Source organism: Moellerella wisconsensis ATCC 35017 (assembly GCF_001294465.1).
In the GTDB taxonomy this organism is placed as follows: Bacteria; Pseudomonadota; Gammaproteobacteria; order Enterobacterales; family Enterobacteriaceae; genus Moellerella; species Moellerella wisconsensis.
Genome location: NZ_LGAA01000002.1, coordinates 22,411 through 42,453, shown reverse-complemented (window position 1 = coordinate 42,453; position 20,043 = coordinate 22,411). Strand labels below are relative to the sequence as shown.

Below are 20,043 nucleotides of genomic sequence, written 5' to 3'. Positions count from 1 at the left end.
TATTGGAAACGATACTATTTGATAAAAATGATATTCGACAAGAACGATATAGAGATAAGCCGTATTATGAGCTAGTAGGTGGGATATATCTTAGATCTTTTAAATTACCGTTGAGTTGAAGATCGGTTCTTAGGGTTGATATTTTTCGGCAAATATCTGCGATAGCATATTGATTTTCTAGTTTTTTACGCCATTTATCTGTTACAGACTCTAGATTAGCAAACAGATTATCCAATGTTTCATATTGTTGGAGTAATGCTATTGCGCTTTTGGGACCTATACCTGCTACCCCGGGAATTTTACTGCTACTTACACCAGTTAATCCCCAATAGTCCGGCAATTGATGCGGAGCAACCCCAAATTCTTTGGTGACAAAAGGTAAGTCTAACCATCGTTTTTGAAAATAGTCTCTAATTTGAATTGCGGGTGACAATAATTGGCAATAGCCTTTATCTGTCGAGACAATGGTGACAGCATGGCCGGCTGAGGTTACTTTGCAGGCCAGTGTGGCAGCCAGATCATCGGCTTCATCACCTTGAGAATGCCAGCAACAAATACCTTGTTGCTCAAATAACTGTTTAATCGCTATTAATTCGTGCTGTAAATCTTCGGGCATTGCTTGTCTACCCGCTTTGTAATCGGGTAATAATTGGTGGCGCCAACTATTATGACGATCTTCCTCATCAAATACCGCCACAATATGGCTGGGAGAGGCGTGAGTGATTAATTGTTGAATTGCTGACATGCAGGTAGTCGCACAAGGTGAACCTTGTACGGCATGGATACGACGAATTAAATTTAATGCATCAATAATGAGTAAATGGATCATGAGTATCTTGCCATCCCTGGCGTACGGTTTGATTATTTTACGATTTCGTAGCAAGGCTCATAAGCCGTGCCGCCTGGGAGTTTCATTCGATGTTGATCAACAAATCCACGTAACAATGTATCCATACGACGCATTATTTCAGCATCTCCATGAATTTTAAATGGTCCATGTTGTTCTATCGCTTTCATTCCGACTTCTTTTACGTTTCCTGCCACAATACCTGAGAAGGCTCTACGTAAATCAGAGGCTAATTTTTCTGGTGATTGGCCGGGATACAAATTTAAAGATGCCATATTTTCATGTGTTGGTTCAAAAGGAATTTGAAGTTGATGATTAATCTTGATTGACCAATTGAAGCTATAAGCATCACCGGTACTGCGACGATTATCTTTAACTAGAGGCATATTTTTTTTCATTACTTTCGCCACTTCTTGTGGGTCATCAATAATGATTTGATAATGCTTACGGGCTTCGTCACCCAGTGTATGCTGAATAAAGTCATCTAAAACTTCAAAGTATTCGGCACTCTCTTTTGGCCCAGTGAGGATCAGCGGAAGAACTTGGTGTTTATTTTCTGGATCCATCAAAATACCCAGTAAATACAATAATTCTTCTGCGGTTCCTACACCGCCGGGGAAGATAATTATCCCGTGAGCTAAACGTACAAAGCTTTCTAAGCGTTTTTCAATATCTGGCATAATAATCAATTCATTGACCAGAGGATTAGGTGGTTCAGCGGCAATGATTGAAGGCTCAGTTAAGCCAATGAAACGGCTATTATTATAGCGTTGTTGTGCATGCCCTACGGCAGCGCCTTTCATCGGAGCTTCCATTGCCCCTGGGCCACAACCAGTACAAATATTTAATTCACGAAGACCTAATTCATTACCGACTTTACGGCCGTAAAGATATTCCACTTCGTTAATTGAGTGGCCCCCCCAGCAGACAATCATGCTCGGATCTTCATCAATATGCAGTGCGCGGGCATTACGTAAAATAGAAAATAGCATATTGGTAATATGCGTACCATTGTCCATATTTAAATGATGAACCCGCTCTGCATGGGTGATTTGAGCATGAACAAATAAGATATCGCGTAGAACAGCAAACAGATTGGCTTGAAGGGATCGAATAATTTTACCATCAACAAAGGCATCTTCAGGGGGATTGATTAGTTCAAGTTTAACCCCTCGTTCACGGCGTAATACGTTGATGTCAAAATCAGTATATTTTGACAGTAATTCCTTACTATTGTCAGTTTGGCTACCCGAATTAAGAACCGCCAGAGAGCAATTGCGGAATAAATGGTATAAATGGCTGCTCGCAGTACGCTTGAGCATGTCGACTTCAAGCTGAGACAGCAAATCCATAGATCCTAGTGGACTGATATGAGTAATCAAGTAGGGCTCCTTTGTCCTGAACTGCGACGGTTATTTTTTATATTAAAGTGAAATATAAAATAAAATACAGGTACATTAACCGCCTAATATTGTTTATTGTCGAGCTAATCTAGCGAGTGAAGGCTGGAACGATTCATTACTGCGCCATGGATTAATATCTAATCCCCCTCGCCGTGTATATCGTGCATAGACGGTGAGCGATTCTGGGCGACAAAATTCCATTAAATCATTGAATATACGCTCAACACATTGTTCGTGAAACTCATTATGGTGCCTAAATGAAACCAGATAACGTAACAGCTTTTCACGATCAATTTTGGTACCGCGATAATGAATTTGCACGGATCCCCAATCTGGCTGATGGGTGATGAGACAGTTCGATTTTAATAAGTGACTGACCAGTGTTTCTTCAATAATGGGCTGATGACCATTATTAATATCATTATCCGATATGCTGTGAATTAAGTAGTCACGATTGAATTGATAATCATCAATATTAATATCTTGATTATCAATACATTCTCCTATAAATGTTCCGATCGGCTGTTGAGTAAATTCATCCAGCGCATGCAGTGTAACGCTAACCAAACCTTGAGCACAGTGGGTTAAATCATTTTGCAAAGTGGTTCGCACTTTTTCCCATGAATCAAAATGAGTTTGATTAAAACTGTTTAAATATAATTTAAAACTTTTGGATTCAATTAAATTTTGGCTGGTAGCATCAACACTAACCTGACCGATGGCGACCTGTGGTACACCGCGTGAATTCAGCCATGAAAGTTCATATAATGTCCAAATATCAGCACCATGAAAGGGAAGATTATCGGGATGAATATTTAGCGGCTGGCGATTCAAACTACGAGGAACAGCTTGCAGTAAGTTAGCTTCATATTGATCGTGATAAGCGGTTTTTTTCCCTAGCGTGAGATTGCTAAGCGCTGGGTTATCCTGATACTGTGACATCATAATCCTTTTATATGGGTTATACGGTCTAATTTTATTAATCTATCAATAGAATGTATCGGCCAGAACCTGATTTTATAGCTCTGATGCCTTGCGATGATAGCATTTTATAGTTAGTGACCATAGTTAGTCGCTGTAGTTAGTAGCCACACTAGGTGACTATAGTTTATGACTTTGGTGGTTGCTGATAATTTTACGTGAATTTATTTAAATAAGCCTCTAATTGATATGAAAACAACAATATCATCAGTACTAGAACAATTTACATCAACCTATATAAATAATTGGAAACAACAGACTGGATTCCCTCCAGTTTCCGCAGAATTATACGGTATTCCATCACCTTGTGTTATTCGTACCGGTGATGAAGCAGTGTATTGGGAGCCTCAACCTTTTCCTATTGCAAATGCCACCTTACAGAGTGTAGCTAATGCGTTAGAGATCACATTACAAGAGGATATCCATCCGTTTTATACCTCCCAGCTGGCGGGCGATATGGCGGCTGAATTTGAGGGATTGTCGATTAATTTGCTTCAGGTATGGAGTGAAGAAGATTTTACGCGCTTACAACAAAATCTGATTGGTCATTTAGTTACTCAAAAGCGATTGAAGCTGCCACCTACGTTATTTATTGCCACCATGGAGTCTGATTTAGAAATGGTATCTTTATGTAATATATCAGGTGAAGTTATTGTAGAAAAATTTGGCAGTAAAGAACGTCGAGTTATTGCACCTGATTTAGCGACATTTATCGTGGGATTGATCCCAGTTGTAACAAGTTAATCTTGCGATATCACTCTATAGATATGTGAGATATTACTTACAAATTAATTTATCTATACCTCAACTGGTTATTTGTTTTTTTTACAATGCATTAAATAGCATTTAATTTCAAAAGGTTGTTTTTATTTTAATCCAATCCTGATTTTATTGTGCTTTTAATGTTTTTCTAGGTAGGTTGTTTCGCTAGGTGATTTATAGCATTCTTGTGTGGCTGAAGACGAGAGCGTCCACAGTAAAAAAATTAATAAGGTAGGGTTAAGGATAACCAGAGCAAGTATAAGCTTGGGAAAACTATCTTAACGACAACGGATGTTAAACAGCAGGATGCTGTTATTGCAGGATGCAAATATCTATCTAGATATAATGAGATAAGCCAGTCAAGATTTCTTGGCTGGCTCTTTTTCGTGGATAAATTCAGTCTATTTTTCGCTTATTTTTATAATTATTCATCCTCGTATTATAATTAATGATTCATAATTTGAGCGCATTACACATCATATACATTATGGTGATTAAGTTGCGTTTGGGATCTATTGACTCCATATTGTATTATCTGCTTAACGTAAGGCGATGAATTAGAGGAAAGATTTTCGAACTCTTATTACATCGTTAGAATTTTCGGATACAAAATTTTGTCTGATATTCAAAATCTTGTATCAAATCGCGTAAGAATAATGGTAAAGCATGAAGACATTGATTATAGAAAAATTACAGCATCTAGAACACGAAATGAGAGTTATTGAATTGTGGTCTGAAACACCACCCGCACCAGAAGCTTTTGAAAGTGAGCAGCCTTTTGCGCTTGATACTATGGAACCTGCAGAATGGTTGCAGTGGATATTGATCCCTAGAATGTATGCGCTGATTGAGCAGAATGGAACATTACCCAGTTCATTTTCTATCGCGCCATATTTTGAAGAAGCATATAAATATGAGGATGAAAGTCGTTGTTTGAACTTGCTTACGCATTTGCGTGAACTGGATGCATTCTTCACTAAGGCTAATTAATGCTGGAAATTATATATCAAGACGAATATTTGGTGGCGATCAATAAACCTGCAGGCTGGCTAGTTCATCGCAGTTGGTTAGATAGCCATGAAACTGTTTTCGTGATGCAAACTCTACGAGATCAAATTGGGCAGCATGTTTTTCCGGTTCATCGTCTTGACCGCCCTACATCTGGGGTGTTATTGATGGCGCTATCAAGCGATGTGGCACGTTTGCTCTCTGAACAATTTGAGCTGCATCAGCTAGAAAAAACCTATCATGCGATTGTGAGAGGTTATGTCGAACAGGCAGAAAGATTAGATTATCCCTTATTAGAAGAGTTGGATAAAATTGCGGATAAACATGCAACGCGCGCGCCTGTTCTTCAAGAATGTGTTACGCATTATCGTCCGTTAGCTAAAGTGGAGTGCCCGGTAGCGATTGGGCGTTATCCTACGTCCCGTTTTAGTTTGATTGAGTTGAAACCAGAAACAGGGCGTAAACATCAATTGCGGCGTCATATGTCACATTTGCGGCATCCTATTATTGGTGATTCTAAGCATGGTGATTTACGCCAGAATCGCGGCGTTACTCAACATTTTTCGACTTCACGATTAATGTTGCATGCCAGTGAACTTAATTTAACGCATCCAATTACCCATGAGCCTCTGAAATTACAGGCTAAATGGGATCAACAGTGGATGACATTGATCCAGCAATTCGGTTGGCTAGGCATTGAAAAACAACTAGAAACCATAATTGATAATAGCTGAGGCTGATATGTCAAAAATAGGAATATTTGTTGGTACGGTATATGGCAACTCGCTCGCTGTAGCGGAAGAAGCGCAAACTATCTTTGTTGCACAAGGGCATGAGGTGGTGATCTTTGATGAACCTCAATTAACCGATTGGCAAAATTATAATCAAGACGATAATGTGGTGTTGATTATTACCTCGACAACGGGACAAGGCGATTTACCTGATTCTATCACGCCACTGTTTTATGAAATTCAGGAACAACTAGGCTATCAACCCAATTTACGTTATGGAATTATCGGTTTAGGGGACAGTAGTTATGATAACTATTGCGCTGCGGGTAAGCGTTTTGCTGAGTTATTAAAGGAGCAAAGCGCAAAACAGGTTGGTGAATTATTATTGATTGATGCGATTGAACAGCCAGTGCCAGAAGAGTTTGCACAGCCTTGGTTACAGGCATGGGGCAAATTAATTTAGTTGTTATCGACGACGATAATATTCTACACCGTAGAAAAGCCACGGTGTAGAGCCGGCTCTAATTTGTAACCGTGATAATTAGCGACGCGTCAGTTTCTCGAGATCAGCTTCAATTTCTGCAATTTTGTTTGAAACAACATGCTCTAAATGACGTAAATCGTCGAGAATTTTGTGTTTCAAATCGACTTCTATCTTTTCATGCATGCAAATTTTATCTAATTCTTCAATGGCATAACGAAGATTAGAGTTGATTTCATTTATTTCTTTATAATTATTAGATCCGTCAGTTGCGGCAATAGTTTTACGCTGGCGTGGATATTTGAATTTTACACTTTTAGCAAAAAACTCACCTTTATCCTTGCGGAAATAAATTTTCAAAATATCGTTATTGGCTTCCTGACGTAGGGTATAGCGATCGATATCTTGAGGGTTACTGATGCCTAAACTTTTCAGATTATCGTACATAAATTTCCACCTAATAAGGGAATATAAACGATGAACAGAGTGAGAGTTATAATAGCCGATTGCTAATATAACCGGTGTATTATTTTGTTTTTGACGTTCAAAACAAATAAAAGCAGAAGCGGCTCTACTCAGGTAACAATGAACACTCGATATTATGCGTGATTTAACCTAATTGACAAACGTCTGTTGCATAAAAAATGGCGGGGTGGCGATTATATTTTTAAAATCACAGGCAGCTTACTTTAATTAAGATTGAAAACCATCACCCAATAATTAATTATTCTAGCGTATAAAACGGTATAGAGTGAGCTGCCTGTAATTACTGTCCGTTTAAGCCCCGTATTTATGGCCTATTTGGGCGTATCGATAAGCGATGGACTAATCGATAGAACGTAATAATTCATTGATGCCCACTTTAGCTCGGGTTTTGGCATCAACTTTTTTCACGATAACGGCGCAATATAAGCTGTAACTCCCATCTTTGGATGGTAAATTTCCGGAAACGACCACCGAGCCGGCAGGGACGCGGCCATAATGGATTTCGCCGGTCTCACGATCGTAAATTTTGGTACTTTGGCCAATATAGACGCCCATTGAAATAACTGCGCCTTCTTCAATAATTACCCCTTCGACGATTTCTGAGCGCGCGCCAATAAAGCAATTATCTTCGATAATAGTTGGATTAGCTTGTAATGGCTCCAATACGCCGCCAATACCGACACCACCTGATAAATGTACATTTTTGCCGATCTGGGCACATGAGCCTACGGTAGTCCAAGTATCCACCATTGTGCCTTCATCGACATAAGCCCCGATATTGACATAAGATGGCATTAACACGCTGTTTTTTGCAATATATGCACCTTGGCGTACTGCCGCTGGTGGAACAACACGAATACTTTCGCGTTCAAAACGGGCTTGATCATAATCAGCAAATTTCATCGGCACTTTATCAAAATAGCGACTTTCAGCGCCTTCGATAACTTGATTGTTATTAATACGAAAAGATAATAAAACCGCTTTTTTCAGCCACTGATGAGTAATCCATTCACCATTAATTTTTTCTGCAACACGCAGTTTTCCGCTATCTAAGAGAGCGATAGCGTCATTAACTGCTTGGCGAAGTTCTGCACTTGCAGTTGCTGGAGTAATTTCAGCTCTGTGTTCGAAAGCTTGTTCAATAATATTTTGTAAGTGTTGCATTAAAGTTACTTCTCCTTTTAAGGATGCTTGGGGGTGAAATTAGCGAAATACGTTATATTTTATCCTTCGAGTTTAGGGTATCTGTCAACCTTTGTGATAATTCTTGTTGTAATTTTTTATTTAATGCTCTGTTTTCTTTATCAGCAAGCACAAAAAAATCCTCTACTTTTTCACCTATAGTGGTGATCCTTGCGCCATGCAGTGAGATTTCCATTTGGGCTAATACATGACCTATACGGGCTAATAATCCGGGTTGATCAAGGGCGAAAAGCTCCATATAGGTACGACGTTCATTAGTAGAACTTAGAAAGTTAACCCGAGTTGGTACCGTAAAATGTTTCAATTTAGAGGCTAATTTTTTACTTTGAGGCAATTGTATTTGCGGCTCATTGATTACCGCTAATAAAGAGTTTTTAACATGCGTATAGCGATCTGTGGATAATGGGCGTCCATCAGGCTCCAGAACAATAAAAGTATCCATGGCCATATTATCTTTATGGGTGAAAATTTGGGCACTATGTATACTGAGATTACGTCTATCCAGTTCACCCGCTGCTGCGGCAAACAGGAACGGTCGGTCAGGGCACCAGATAAAAATTTCGGTACCGCCATGTTTGGATTTAGTGCTTATCAGTACCATGGGAGCAGTTAAATCATGTTTTAGCAGATGTCTCGCATGCCAAGCTAATTGTGATGGCGTATGGCGTAAAAAATAATCTGCATGGCAGCGCGACCAAAATTTTTGTAATTTATGCTCATCTATATCTGTTTGGCGCAGTAATAAAAGTGCCTGATTACGGTGATGGCGGATACGCTCCCTTAAATCTGGCGTGTTATGCATACCTTGCTTAAGCTGATGTTCTGTCGATAAATAGAGTTCGCGGATTAGGCTTTGCTTCCAGCTATTCCATAAGGTGTTATTGGTGGCACAAATATCGGCAACGGTTAAACAGAGCAAGTAATTCAAGCGGTTAACGCTATTAACTTCTAAAGCAAATTGCTTAATTACATCGGGATCTTGGATATCTCGTCGCTGCGCGGTAACGGACATCAATAAATGCACTTTAACTAGCCACGAGGCTAGCTCAGCATCGCGTGGAGGAATACCGTGTTGTTGGGCAAATTCTAAAATGAATTCAGCGCCTAATTCTGAATGATCTCCATTACGTCCTTTGGCAATATCGTGAAATAGAGCAGCTAATCGCAGGATCTCGGGTTGAGGTAATTTAGGATACACATTGACACATAGCGGATGCGAGACTCGGTTTTGCTCATTATTAAAACTATCAATTTTTTGCAACACCCGGATCGTATGCTCATCAACAGTATAAGCATGAAATAAATCAAACTGCATTTGCCCGACAATATTGGCCCATAATGGAGTATAAGCGCTTAGAACACTGTGCAGGTGCATAGGCACAAATGCGCCTTTAATGGCTCGAGGATGGCGCAGTATTTTTATAAATAGATGGCGAGCTTCGGCAAGTTCACACAACGGCTGGGTTAGATTTCTACGTGCGAAGCGCAATTGACGCAGCGTGGTCGAATAAATGCCGTTAATATTGGGATGACGAGCCATGAGATAGAACATTCGCATAATAGACGCGGGATGATTTATAAACAGGCTGTCATCAATTACGTCAATAAGGTCGCCGCGTAATTGAAATTGATTATCTAAAGGGCGGGGTTTTTCATCTGGATTTAAGGCGAGAATAGCATCATCAAACAGTTGCAATAACATTTGATTAAGCTCCCGGACACGACGCATAACGCGATAAAAATCTTTCATCATTCGTTCGACCGGCTGATTGCGCTCGCCACGATATCCTAACAACTGAGCCACACTAAATTGTCTATCAAACAGCAGACGGTTATCGTAACGTTTCACGACTAAATGCACTGCAAAGCGAATTTTCCACAGAAAATTTAGACACTCTTTAAGTTCTTGGTATTCTTCTTCAGTTAGGAAATTAAATTCCACCATTTCCCGTACAGTCGGGGCACCAAAGTGACGCCGTCCTACCCACAGTAGGGTATGAATATCTCTAAGCCCTCCAGGACTACTTTTGATATCCGGTTCAAGATTATAGCCGGTGCTATGATAACGTTGATGGCGCTCATTCTGCTCTTCTAACTTCGCCGCAAAAAATTGAGCAGATGGCCAAAATTCATCACTGAAAACATAGGATTGCAGCTGTGAAAATAAGGATGTATTACCACAAATTAAGCGTGATTCTATTAAGTTGGTGGCGATAGTTAGATCAGAAAGCCCGGCATTTATACACTCTTCTAGCGAGCGAACGCTGTGGCCAACATCAAAATGTAAATCCCACAGGAGAGTGATAAATTGTCCAACTTGAGCTGATTGTACTTCGGCTAGCGGTTGTTGGCTTAAAATTAGCAGATCAATATCAGACAGTGGATGAAGCTCTTTGCGCCCATAGCCACCTACAGCAATGAGAGACAGTTCCTCAATGCTATCCAGCTGAAATTCATGCCATAAACGTTGAAGTAATTGATCGAGAAAATTGCTACGAGCCAACAGTAATTCGCTGACGGCAATATTGGCAGAAAAAGCCTGTTCCAACCACTGTTGAAAATCAGCAACATGTTGTTTTAACTTGGCGAGCTGTAAATCGTCGGAGTGAAATAACTCTGGAGAAAGTGGTAAAGAAAGTGGTTTATTCATCCTTTTCCTGCTCAGTTTGGCGGCGTATTAATATATTTTAGCTTACTGAGAAAGAGATCAAATGAACAGTGAAAGATAATCCTCACAATACGAGGATTATCTTTATCTAATCGAAAGGATAAAATTTATTCGTTAATCAGTACGGCAGAAATATGAGGTAATTCTTCTGCTCGTAGTGTCATGATTTCACAGCCATTATCAGTGACAACCAGAGTATGTTCGTACTGAGCAGACCAGCCGCGATCTTTGGTTTTTACCGTCCAACCATCTTTCATGGTGCGAATACGGTAATCGCCAGTATTGACCATTGGCTCGATAGTAAATGCCATGCCTTTTTGCAGAACCACACCATTATCATCTGCATCATAATGCAGAACTTGTGGTTCTTCGTGGAACCCTTCGCCGATACCGTGGCCGCAATATTCTCTAACTACCGATAAATCATGGCTTTCTACATATTGCTGAATAGCTTTACCCAAGGTACGCAGACGAATTCCTGGTTTTACCATACGTAAGGCAAGATACAGGCTTTCTTGAGTGATTTTACACAGACGTTCACCTTGGATAGTTGATTTACCCACGATAAACATGGTTGAGGTATCGCCGTGGAAACCGTCTTTAATTACAGTAACATCGATATTAACCACATCACCGTCTTTCAGGATCTTGTCATCGCTCGGAATTCCATGGCAAATAACATCATTGACTGAAATACAGACTGATTTAGGGAAACCGTGATAATTTAAGCAAGCTGGAATAGCTTGTTGTTTTTCAACAATATGTTGATGGCAAATACGATCTAGTTCGCCTGTGCTAACCCCAGGTTTAACATGGGGAGCGATGATTTCTAATACTTCGGCGGCCAAACGACCCGCAATACGCATTTTCTGAATATCTTCTTCAGTCTTAATGATAATAGCCATGAATTTTGCCTGTGAATGTCCTTAATCAAGAGATATACGACATTGATAAATTAGTAAAAAGGATAATACGACATTGATAAATTAGTAAATTGCAGCGTAATAAACTGCAAATTGCTACTGATAGTAAATATGGTATCAGTCATCGTATTTTCTGCCAACTGGCGTAAACCCGTTGTCGAATAAGCTTTATTGTCTAAATAATACGTGAGCCAGTGATGAGCACTTGTTCAATTTGAGCTATTTTTACTACGTTTTAGGTTTATATAAGCTTAAGTAGCGGCAATATAGCGAAATGTGAATCGCCAGTAGCATATTGAGATCCGAGGCTTAATTTTCTGTTGCTATCGACTTATTAGCATTTTATATCGATTTATTTATAGCACAAATTGCAAAAATAGCCTGAGAACAAAACGTAGAAATTATTAACAGGTTAAATTAATACGAAAAATATGGTTTGGAAATATTTTTATTTATGTCGGTTGATTGATTATTTAACTGATTTTTAATTGAATTATTAAGTTTTTAAGTCGAATTTAACGCCATGAGAATTTAACAATAGTTGGCGTATCAGCGTGTTTTATGATATAAAGCGCGCCGGCATTCCATATATTTCTTTTCCTTTGAGAACACACAGGGTTAAAGAAACGTGGGATGACATAAACTAAACTCAATTGTGTATAACACACACGGGTCGGCACGTACACCGGGGTGCTCTTATGCGATTTATCGCAGCTTTGGAGTCGGTAGTATGGGATCCGTGGAGGCATAACCCCAACTTACTAATATAGAGGTATTAAATGGCAACTGTTTCCATGCGCGATATGCTGCAAGCGGGCGTACACTTTGGTCACCAGACTCGTTACTGGAACCCTAAAATGAAACCTTTCATTTTCGGCGCGCGTAACAAAGTACATATCATCAACTTGGAAAAAACTGTTCCAATGTTCAACTCAGCTTTAGCTGAACTGAACAAAATCGCTTCTCGTAAAGGCAAAATTCTGTTTGTCGGTACTAAGCGTGCAGCAAGTGAAGCAATCCAAGAATATGCGAACAGCTGTGATCAGTATTTCGTTAACCATCGCTGGTTAGGCGGTATGCTGACTAACTGGAAAACAGTTCGTCAATCAATCAAACGTCTGAAAGATCTGGAAGCTCAGTCACAAGATGGTACTTTTGACAAACTGACCAAGAAAGAAGCGCTGATGCGTACTCGTGAACTTGGTAAGTTAGAAAACAGCCTGGGCGGTATCAAAGATATGGGCGGCTTACCTGACGCTCTGTTCGTTATCGATGCAGAACACGAACACATTGCTATCAAAGAAGCAAACAACTTGGGTATCCCAGTATTTGCTATCGTTGATACTAACTCTGATCCAGACGGTATCGACTTCATTATCCCAGGCAACGACGATGCAATTCGTGCAATTAAATTGTATCTGGGTGCTGTAGCTACTGCTGTTACTGAAGCCCGTTCTCAGGATCTGGCTGTTCAAGCAGAAGAAGGCTTAGTAGAAGCTGAATAATAAGGCCCGCTCTATTAAGAGCCCTTATTAACCAGGTATTGCTATATATTGGTTAGAAAGGGGCCTTATGGCCCCTTTTACCTATCTGAATCAGAACTATCAACGCGGATTTTCTCCCGCGAGATATATCGAGGAATAAATCACATGTCTGGAATTACCGCTGCATTGGTAAAAGAACTGCGTGAACGTACTGGCGCAGGTATGATGGAATGTAAAAAAGCGCTGGTTGAAGCTAATGGTGATATCGAATTAGCTATTGATAACATGCGTAAATCAGGTCAAGCAAAAGCGGCTAAAAAAGCCGGTCGTGTTGCTGCTGAAGGTGTTATCCTGGCTGAAGTTTCTGCGGATGCTAAATTTGGTGCGATCGTTGAACTGAACTGTGAAACTGATTTCGTTGCTAAAGATGCTGGTTTCCTGGCATTCGGTAAAGAAGTTCTGGCGTCTGTTGTTGCATGCAAATCTTCTGATATCGAACCACTGAAAGCTAAATTCGAAGAAACTCGTACTACTCTGGTAGCTAAAATCGGCGAGAACATCAATGTTCGTCGTGCAGCTGTTCTGGAAGGCGAAAAAGTAGGTTGTTACCTGCACGGTGCTCGCATCGGTGTGTTAGTAGCTGCTGAAGGCGCTGATGAAGAACTGTTGAAACACATTGCTATGCACATCGCTGCAAGCAAACCAGAATATATTTCTCCAGACCAAGTGCCTGCTGACGTTGTTGCTCATGAGCACCAAATTCAGCTGGACATTGCAATGCAATCTGGCAAGCCACGTGAAATTGCAGAAAAAATGGTTACTGGCCGTATGAATAAATTCACTGGTGAGATTTCTCTGACCGGTCAACCATTCATCATGGAACCAAGCAAATCTGTTGGCGACCTGCTGAAAGAACACAATGCAAAAGTAACTGGCTTCATCCGTTTTGAAGTTGGCGAAGGTATTGAGAAAGTTGAAGCTGACTTCGCAGCAGAAGTTGCTGCAATGAGTAAGTAATCAGCTAATTTAAACAGAGCCGCCAACTTGGCGGCTCTGTTTTATCAAACAAATAATTTATACACTGAGAGAATTTTCTGAGTGTTGTTACCCCAATAAACTATCTGTGTAGGACAGAACACCATGGCAACCAATGCAAAACCCGTTTATCAGCGTATCCTGCTTAAACTCAGTGGCGAGGCCCTGCAAGGCGCAGAAGGTTTTGGTATCGATGCTAGCGTTTTAGATCGTATGGCTCAGGAAATCAAAGAACTCATAGAACTGGGCATACAAGTCGGTGTAGTTATTGGCGGTGGTAACCTGTTTCGTGGCGCGGGTTTGGCAAAAGCAGGAATGAACCGTGTGGTCGGTGACCATATGGGGATGCTAGCTACCGTGATGAATGGTCTGGCAATGCGTGATGCGTTACATCGTGCGTATGTTAATGCGCGATTGATGTCGGCTATCCCTTTAAATGGTGTATGTGATAATTATAGCTGGGCAGAAGCCATTAGCTTGTTACGCCATGGCCGCGTAGTTATTTTCGCGGCAGGAACAGGAAATCCCTTCTTCACCACTGATTCGGCAGCATGTTTGCGCGGTATAGAGATTGAGGCTGATGTTGTATTAAAAGCAACTAAAGTTGACGGTGTCTACTCTGCTGATCCTGCGCAACATCCCGATGCTGTGCTTTACGATACATTAAACTATCAAGATGTTCTTGAGCGTGAGTTAAAAGTGATGGATTTAGCGGCCTTTACTTTGGCGCGTGACCACAGCTTACCTATTCGTGTGTTCAACATGAACAAACCGGGCGCACTGCGTCGCGTTGTAATGGGTGAAAATGAAGGGACGTTAATTTCTCACAATTAATACTCAGAGACATGGCATGATTTTGACGCTATCATCGGTGTCAGAATCAATATAATTTTAGAAGGTCACTTTCAGTGGCTTGTAAATAACCAGTTCCCAAGGGTTGATAACGTGATTAATGAAATCCAAAAAGATGCTAAAGACCGCATGGAAAAAAGCGTCGAAGCATTAAAAAATCAAATTAGCAAAATTCGCACAGGCCGTGCTTCTCCAAGTTTGCTGGATGGTATCATGGTTGAATACTATGGTTCTGCTACGCCTCTGCGTCAATTAGCCAACATTACTGTTGAAGATGTGCGTACTTTAGCGATTAGTGTCTTCGATCGCAGCATGACTCCAGCGATTGAAAAAGCCATCATGTCATCTGATTTAGGATTAAATCCTTCTTCTGCTGGCACTGTTTTACGTGTTCCATTACCCGCACTGACGGAAGAACGTCGTAAAGATTTGATCAAAGTTGTGCGTAATGAAGCGGAACAAGGACGTATTGCGGTACGTAATGTTCGTCGTGATGCTAATGATAAAATTAAAGCATTGCTGAAAGATAAAGAGATAAGCGAAGATGAAGAACGCCGTTCTCAGGATGATATCCAGAAGCTGACTGATGGTTTCATTAAAAAAATTGATGAAGCATTAGCACAGAAAGAAGCTGAGCTGATGGATTTCTAATCCTGCTCTGTTTATAAGCCATACTATATTATTTAGATTATTAACTAATTAGTATGGCTTAATTTATTCCATTTCTATGATTAAAGTCCCGTCCCATTATCTAAGCTGATATAATCTCAGTATTAAATAAATACAGAGCATCTGATCACTATGAAATCTCTTACAATTCTGGGTTCTACAGGATCAATCGGTAAAAGTACACTTTCTGTTGTTAGGCAGAACCCCGGAAAATTCAATATTCTTGCTTTAGTTGCTGGCGCCAATGTGACTGAAATGGCAAGCCAATGCTTAGAATTCCAACCTAAATACGTATCAATGACCGATGAAGCCGCGGCTAAATCTTTGCGTCTGCTATTATCACAGCAGGGCTGCAAGACCGAGGTGTTATCGGGAATAGCTGCAGCGAGCGAATTAGCTGGGCTAGATGAAGCTGATCAGGTTATGTCTGCGATTACTGGTGTGGCTGGGCTTACGCCAACTTTAGCAGCTATCCGCAAAGGGAAAAGAATTCTGCTGGCGAACAAAGAGTCACTGATAACCAGTGGACGTTTGTTTTTTGACGCTATTCGTCAATATAAAGCCAGTGTTTTCCCTATTGATAGTGAACATAATGCTATTTTTCAAAGTCTACCGAGTGAAATTCAAAATAATTTAGGTTTTGCTGATTTAACCACTCATGGTATTTCAAATATTATTTTGACCGGTTCTGGCGGCCCTTTTCGTGAAACACCACTGGCTTATTTAGATAACGTAACACCAGATGAGGCTTGTAATCATCCTAATTGGTCGATGGGACGTAAAATATCCGTCGATTCTGCAACGATGATGAATAAAGGCTTAGAATATATCGAAGCCTGTTATTTTTTTAATGCCAACAATGAGCAAATGGAAGTAGTATTGCATCCACAATCCGTGATCCATTCAATGGTACGTTATAAAGATGGCAGTGTTATTGCACAGTTAGGAACGCCTGATATGTGCACTCCGATATCATACAGTATGGCATATCCTGAGCGTATTCACTCTGGTGCCGCACCATTAGATTTTACTGAGTTAACTTCTCTGACATTTGCTAAACCCGATTATCAACGTTATCCATGTTTAAAATTAGCTATTGAAGCATGCCATGCAGGTCAGGCTGCAACTACTGTATTGAATGCCGCCAATGAAGTTTCTGTAGCTGCATTTTTAGCTGAAAAAATTAAATTTACGGATATTGCTAAAATTAACCAAGATATATTACAAAAAATGGATTTATCTGAACCTGAATCGATTGATGAGGTCTTAGAAATCGATAGAATCGCCAGAGAGAATACCGTTCAGTTGATGACAGAAACTTATCTATAAATTTATAGTAAGTTTGTTTATGCTTTCTTCGGTAAAATGATGCGCTTATTTAGTGCATGTACTATAAAAATAGTGATTATGATACCAGTATGAGAATTTAAAGACGTGTCTTATCAGTAATACAACAAATTCACGTTATTATAATACAAAAATCTCATGCTGTTGACCTAAAGGATTGATTTTAGATGAATTCTAGTAGTGATAACCTAACCGGAATGGTTGTACCACAGCATGTCGCTATCATTATGGATGGCAATGGGCGCTGGGCTAAACAACGGGGTAAACTCAGGATCTCTGGCCACCGAGCAGGGGTTGAATCTGTTCGTAATGCTGTACGTTTTTCTGTTAAACATAAAGTTAAGTCACTGACACTTTATGCATTTAGTAGTGAAAATTGGAGACGTCCAGAAAAAGAAGTTAGTTCATTAATGGAGCTGTTTGTATTTGCTTTAGACAATGAAGTAAAAAGTCTTCATAAACACAATGTAAAATTAAATGTGATTGGTGATATTAGCCGCTTTAGTGAGCGTTTACAAAAACGTATAAAAAAATCTGAACAGCTTACGGCGAATAATACGGGTTTGCGATTAAATATTGCAGCAAATTATGGTGGACGCTGGGATATTATTAATAGCTTGTCTTTAATTGCTGAAAAAGTAAAAAATAATCAGCTCTCAATTGAGCAAATTACTGAAGAAACAGTTAATGCTCATATTTGTTTACACGACCAACCTGAAGTTGATTTAGTTATCCGAACTGGCGGCGAACACCGTATAAGCAATTTCTTACTGTGGCAATCTGCATATGCAGAATTTTTCTTTACAGATGTGCTGTGGCCAGATTTTGATGACCAAGTGTTTGAGCAAGCGATAGAGGTGTTTGGGAAGCGTGAACGACGCTTCGGTGGCGCTAAATCTGACGATGAATTCACTGAATAACAGGAGCCTATTTTGCTGAAATATCGCCTGATAACAGCCATTATTTTAATTCCGCTGGTTATTGCAGCATTATTTTTATTACCCCCAGCCATTTTTGGCTATGTTTTAATTGCTATTTCGGCCTTAGCGGCTTGGGAATGGGCACAATTTGCGGGCTGGATGACACAAGGTAAGCGTGTTGGATTAGCTATTATTTTTGCCGTTGGCTTACTCGCAATGCAATCGACCTTTCAAGACAGCACCGTTTTAATTGATGAACCATTAATTATTTACAGTTTATGGGCTGGATTAGTGTGGTGGATAGCGGCGATACTACTGGTTATTAGTTATCCAGCCTCAGCAGTTTTATGGGGAAAATCAACGCTGATTCGTCTATTATTTGGCGTATTAACCATTGTTCCATTTTATGCCGGTATGATGGCGTTAAGAACCGTTGGTTACCATACCGATACCACCTTCGGTGCATGGTGGCTACTGTATGTCATGCTCTTAGTTTGGGGCGCAGATTCTGGCGCCTATTTATTTGGCCGAACTCTTGGGCGTCACAAAATGGCTCCGAAGGTTTCTCCCGGTAAAACGTTAGAAGGATTAGTGGGAGGATTAATCACCGCGGGGGTTATTTCTTGGTTATTTAGCCTTTATGCGCCTATTCCTATGATGCCTGAATATCTATTATTAACATCGGCAGTGGTGGTCGTGGTTTCGGTATTTGGTGATTTAACTGAGAGTATGTTTAAACGCCAATCAGGAATTAAAGATAGTAGCCATCTAATTCCTGGTCACGGCGGAATAATGGATCGTATTGATAGTTTAACCGCAGCAATTCCTGTATTTGCTGGCATGAACCTGTTAATTTTTAGTGGTTTTGGCTTGTAAGGAATATGATGGGATTTCTTTGGAGTTTAGCCGCATTTATCATCGCTCTTGGGGTGTTAATAACGGTACATGAGTTTGGGCATTTTTGGGTGGCCAGACGTTGCGGTATTTATGTTGAGCGTTTTTCGATTGGTTTTGGTAAGGCGCTATGGCGTAAAGTTGACCGTCATGGAACCGAGTTTGTTATCGCCGCTATTCCTTTAGGCGGCTATATCAAAATGCTGGATGAGCGAGTGGCTCCGGTTGCACCAGAGCTGCGTCATATGGCATTCAATAATAAAACGGTAGGGCAGCGTGCGGCAGTAATTAGTGCTGGCCCACTGGCAAATTTTATTTTAGCGATATTGGCTTATTGGGTTATTTTTATGTTAGGTATCCCATCTGTTAAGCCGATTATTGCCGATATAAAGCCAAATTCTATTGCGGCAGCAGCAAATTTACAGTCCGGAATGGAACTAAAATCAATTGATGGTATCGAAACGCCTGACTGGAATGCAATTCGTTTAGCATTAGTAAGTCGAATCGGTGACAAGCAACTCGTCGCTAATGTACTGCCTCAAGGCTATGCTGATCCGGTGACTAAAACCCTTGATCTGCAGCAGTGGGAGTTTGATCCAGAAACCCAAGATCCTATTTTATCTGTAGGAATTATGCCGGTTTCAGCCCAGATAGATCCCGTGGTTCATAAGGTCTATGAAGGTTCAGCGGCTGAACGTGCGGGTTTACAAACCGGGGATAGGATAGTTAAAGTTAACGGGCAAACTATCGATATTTGGTCTCCGTTTAACGCTTTTATCAGGAATAGTCCGAATATCCCGTTACAATTAACTGTCGATAGACAAGGTCAGATGATTTCTGTCACTCTGACTCCCGATGCGAAAAAAGCGCAGCGTGGACAGCAAATTGGATTTGCGGGAGTGGAACTTTCAGTGATACCGTTAGCGGATGATTATAAAATGGTACAGCAGTACGGGCCATTTTCTGCATTCTATCAGGCTAGCGACAAAACTTGGCAGTTAATGAAGTTAACCGTCAATATGATTGGCAAGCTAATTGTTGGCGATGTAAAGCTAAATAATTTGAGTGGCCCAATATCTATCGCCAAAGGCGCGGGTGTTTCGGCTGAATCAGGCTTGGTATATTATTTGATGTTCATTGCGCTAATTAGCGTGAATTTGGGAATTATTAATCTGTTCCCATTGCCCGTATTAGATGGGGGGCACCTACTCTTTTTGATCATTGAAAAGGTCAAGGGTAGTCCGGTGTCTGAGCGAGTACAAGATTTCAGCTATCGTATTGGTGCTATGGCACTGATATTATTAATGGGACTTGCACTTTTCAATGATTTCTCTCGCTTCTAGAACTAG

General features: G+C 40.4%; 19 protein-coding genes. 12 read left to right on the top strand and 7 right to left on the bottom strand.

The genetic code is table 11. The features are described from left to right. Positions 1-64: 64 nt before the first annotated feature. The 3 genes from xni to queF all read right to left on the bottom strand — a co-directional run bounded on the left by xni (position 65) and on the right by queF (position 3,192). Entirely contained in the window at positions 65-829 is a 765-nt protein-coding gene (xni, locus tag M992_RS00330) for a flap endonuclease Xni (protein WP_053906907.1), read from the bottom strand. 32 nt (positions 830-861) lie between these two features. Then, on the bottom strand, positions 862-2,229 hold the full coding sequence (ppnN, locus tag M992_RS00325; RefSeq protein ID WP_053906906.1) for a nucleotide 5'-monophosphate nucleosidase PpnN: 1,368 nt from the start codon (positions 2,227-2,229) through the stop codon (positions 862-864). 93 nt (positions 2,230-2,322) lie between these two features. Beyond that, positions 2,323-3,192, bottom strand: a complete 870-nt coding sequence (gene queF / locus M992_RS00320) for an NADPH-dependent 7-cyano-7-deazaguanine reductase QueF (RefSeq protein ID WP_053906905.1) — start codon at positions 3,190-3,192, stop codon at positions 2,323-2,325. Positions 3,193-3,420: 228 nt separating this feature from the next. Here queF and syd point away from each other — a divergent pair, with 228 nt between their 5' ends. From syd to M992_RS00300, 4 genes are all read left to right on the top strand, one after another. Further along, positions 3,421-3,975 carry a SecY-interacting protein gene (syd, locus tag M992_RS00315; protein WP_053906904.1) on the top strand — a complete coding sequence of 185 codons (555 nt, stop codon included), beginning with the start codon at positions 3,421-3,423 and terminating at the stop codon, positions 3,973-3,975. A gap of 684 nt (positions 3,976-4,659) precedes the next feature. Then, a complete protein-coding gene (locus M992_RS00310; protein WP_053906903.1) occupies positions 4,660-4,983 on the top strand; it encodes a YqcC family protein in 324 nt (107 codons plus the stop codon). Beyond that, positions 4,983-5,735 (top strand): tRNA pseudouridine(65) synthase TruC, encoded by a 753-nt coding sequence (gene truC, locus M992_RS00305; RefSeq protein ID WP_053906902.1) that lies wholly within the window; start codon positions 4,983-4,985, stop codon positions 5,733-5,735. The genes M992_RS00310 and truC overlap by 1 nt, the downstream gene beginning before the upstream one ends. A 7-nt stretch (positions 5,736-5,742) precedes the next feature. Then, entirely contained in the window at positions 5,743-6,195 is a 453-nt protein-coding gene (locus M992_RS00300; RefSeq protein ID WP_053906901.1) for a flavodoxin, read from the top strand. A gap of 78 nt (positions 6,196-6,273) precedes the next feature. Here M992_RS00300 and M992_RS00295 read toward each other — a convergent pair whose 3' ends face one another. The 4 genes from M992_RS00295 to map all read right to left on the bottom strand — a co-directional run bounded on the left by M992_RS00295 (position 6,274) and on the right by map (position 11,475). Continuing rightward, complete coding sequence (locus M992_RS00295; protein WP_047255121.1) at positions 6,274-6,660, bottom strand: DUF3461 family protein; 387 nt, start codon at positions 6,658-6,660, stop codon at positions 6,274-6,276. Between the two features lie 378 nt (positions 6,661-7,038). Continuing rightward, a complete protein-coding gene (gene dapD, locus M992_RS00290; protein ID WP_053906900.1) occupies positions 7,039-7,863 on the bottom strand; it encodes a 2,3,4,5-tetrahydropyridine-2,6-dicarboxylate N-succinyltransferase in 825 nt (274 codons plus the stop codon). A 52-nt stretch (positions 7,864-7,915) separates the two neighbouring features. Beyond that, entirely contained in the window at positions 7,916-10,552 is a 2,637-nt protein-coding gene (gene glnD, locus M992_RS00285) for a bifunctional uridylyltransferase/uridylyl-removing protein GlnD (RefSeq protein ID WP_053906899.1), read from the bottom strand. Positions 10,553-10,677: 125 nt separating this feature from the next. Continuing rightward, on the bottom strand, positions 10,678-11,475 hold the full coding sequence (gene map, locus M992_RS00280; protein WP_053906898.1) for a type I methionyl aminopeptidase: 798 nt from the start codon (positions 11,473-11,475) through the stop codon (positions 10,678-10,680). Positions 11,476-12,272: 797 nt separating this feature from the next. On the opposite strand from map, the gene rpsB reads away from it, so the two are divergent. The 8 genes from rpsB to rseP all read left to right on the top strand — a co-directional run bounded on the left by rpsB (position 12,273) and on the right by rseP (position 20,037). Then, complete coding sequence (rpsB, locus tag M992_RS00275) at positions 12,273-12,998, top strand: 30S ribosomal protein S2 (RefSeq protein WP_047255117.1); 726 nt, start codon at positions 12,273-12,275, stop codon at positions 12,996-12,998. 144 nt (positions 12,999-13,142) lie between these two features. Next, on the top strand, positions 13,143-13,994 hold the full coding sequence (tsf, locus tag M992_RS00270) for a translation elongation factor Ts (RefSeq protein WP_053906897.1): 852 nt from the start codon (positions 13,143-13,145) through the stop codon (positions 13,992-13,994). Positions 13,995-14,117: 123 nt separating this feature from the next. Continuing rightward, a complete protein-coding gene (gene pyrH / locus M992_RS00265) occupies positions 14,118-14,846 on the top strand; it encodes a UMP kinase (RefSeq protein WP_047255115.1) in 729 nt (242 codons plus the stop codon). Positions 14,847-14,957: 111 nt separating this feature from the next. Next, positions 14,958-15,515: a ribosome recycling factor gene (gene frr / locus M992_RS00260; protein ID WP_053906896.1), complete on the top strand. Its 558-nt coding sequence runs from the start codon at positions 14,958-14,960 to the stop codon at positions 15,513-15,515. Positions 15,516-15,665: 150 nt separating this feature from the next. Beyond that, positions 15,666-16,862 carry a 1-deoxy-D-xylulose-5-phosphate reductoisomerase gene (gene ispC / locus M992_RS00255; RefSeq protein ID WP_053906895.1) on the top strand — a complete coding sequence of 399 codons (1,197 nt, stop codon included), beginning with the start codon at positions 15,666-15,668 and terminating at the stop codon, positions 16,860-16,862. A gap of 185 nt (positions 16,863-17,047) precedes the next feature. Then, positions 17,048-17,800: a polyprenyl diphosphate synthase gene (gene uppS / locus M992_RS00250; protein WP_047255112.1), complete on the top strand. Its 753-nt coding sequence runs from the start codon at positions 17,048-17,050 to the stop codon at positions 17,798-17,800. Positions 17,801-17,812: 12 nt separating this feature from the next. After that, positions 17,813-18,676, top strand: coding sequence for a phosphatidate cytidylyltransferase (gene cdsA, locus M992_RS00245; protein ID WP_053906894.1), 864 nt, complete (start codon positions 17,813-17,815; stop codon positions 18,674-18,676). 5 nt (positions 18,677-18,681) lie between these two features. Then, positions 18,682-20,037 (top strand): sigma E protease regulator RseP, encoded by a 1,356-nt coding sequence (gene rseP / locus M992_RS00240; RefSeq protein WP_053906893.1) that lies wholly within the window; start codon positions 18,682-18,684, stop codon positions 20,035-20,037. Positions 20,038-20,043 lie beyond the last annotated feature (6 nt).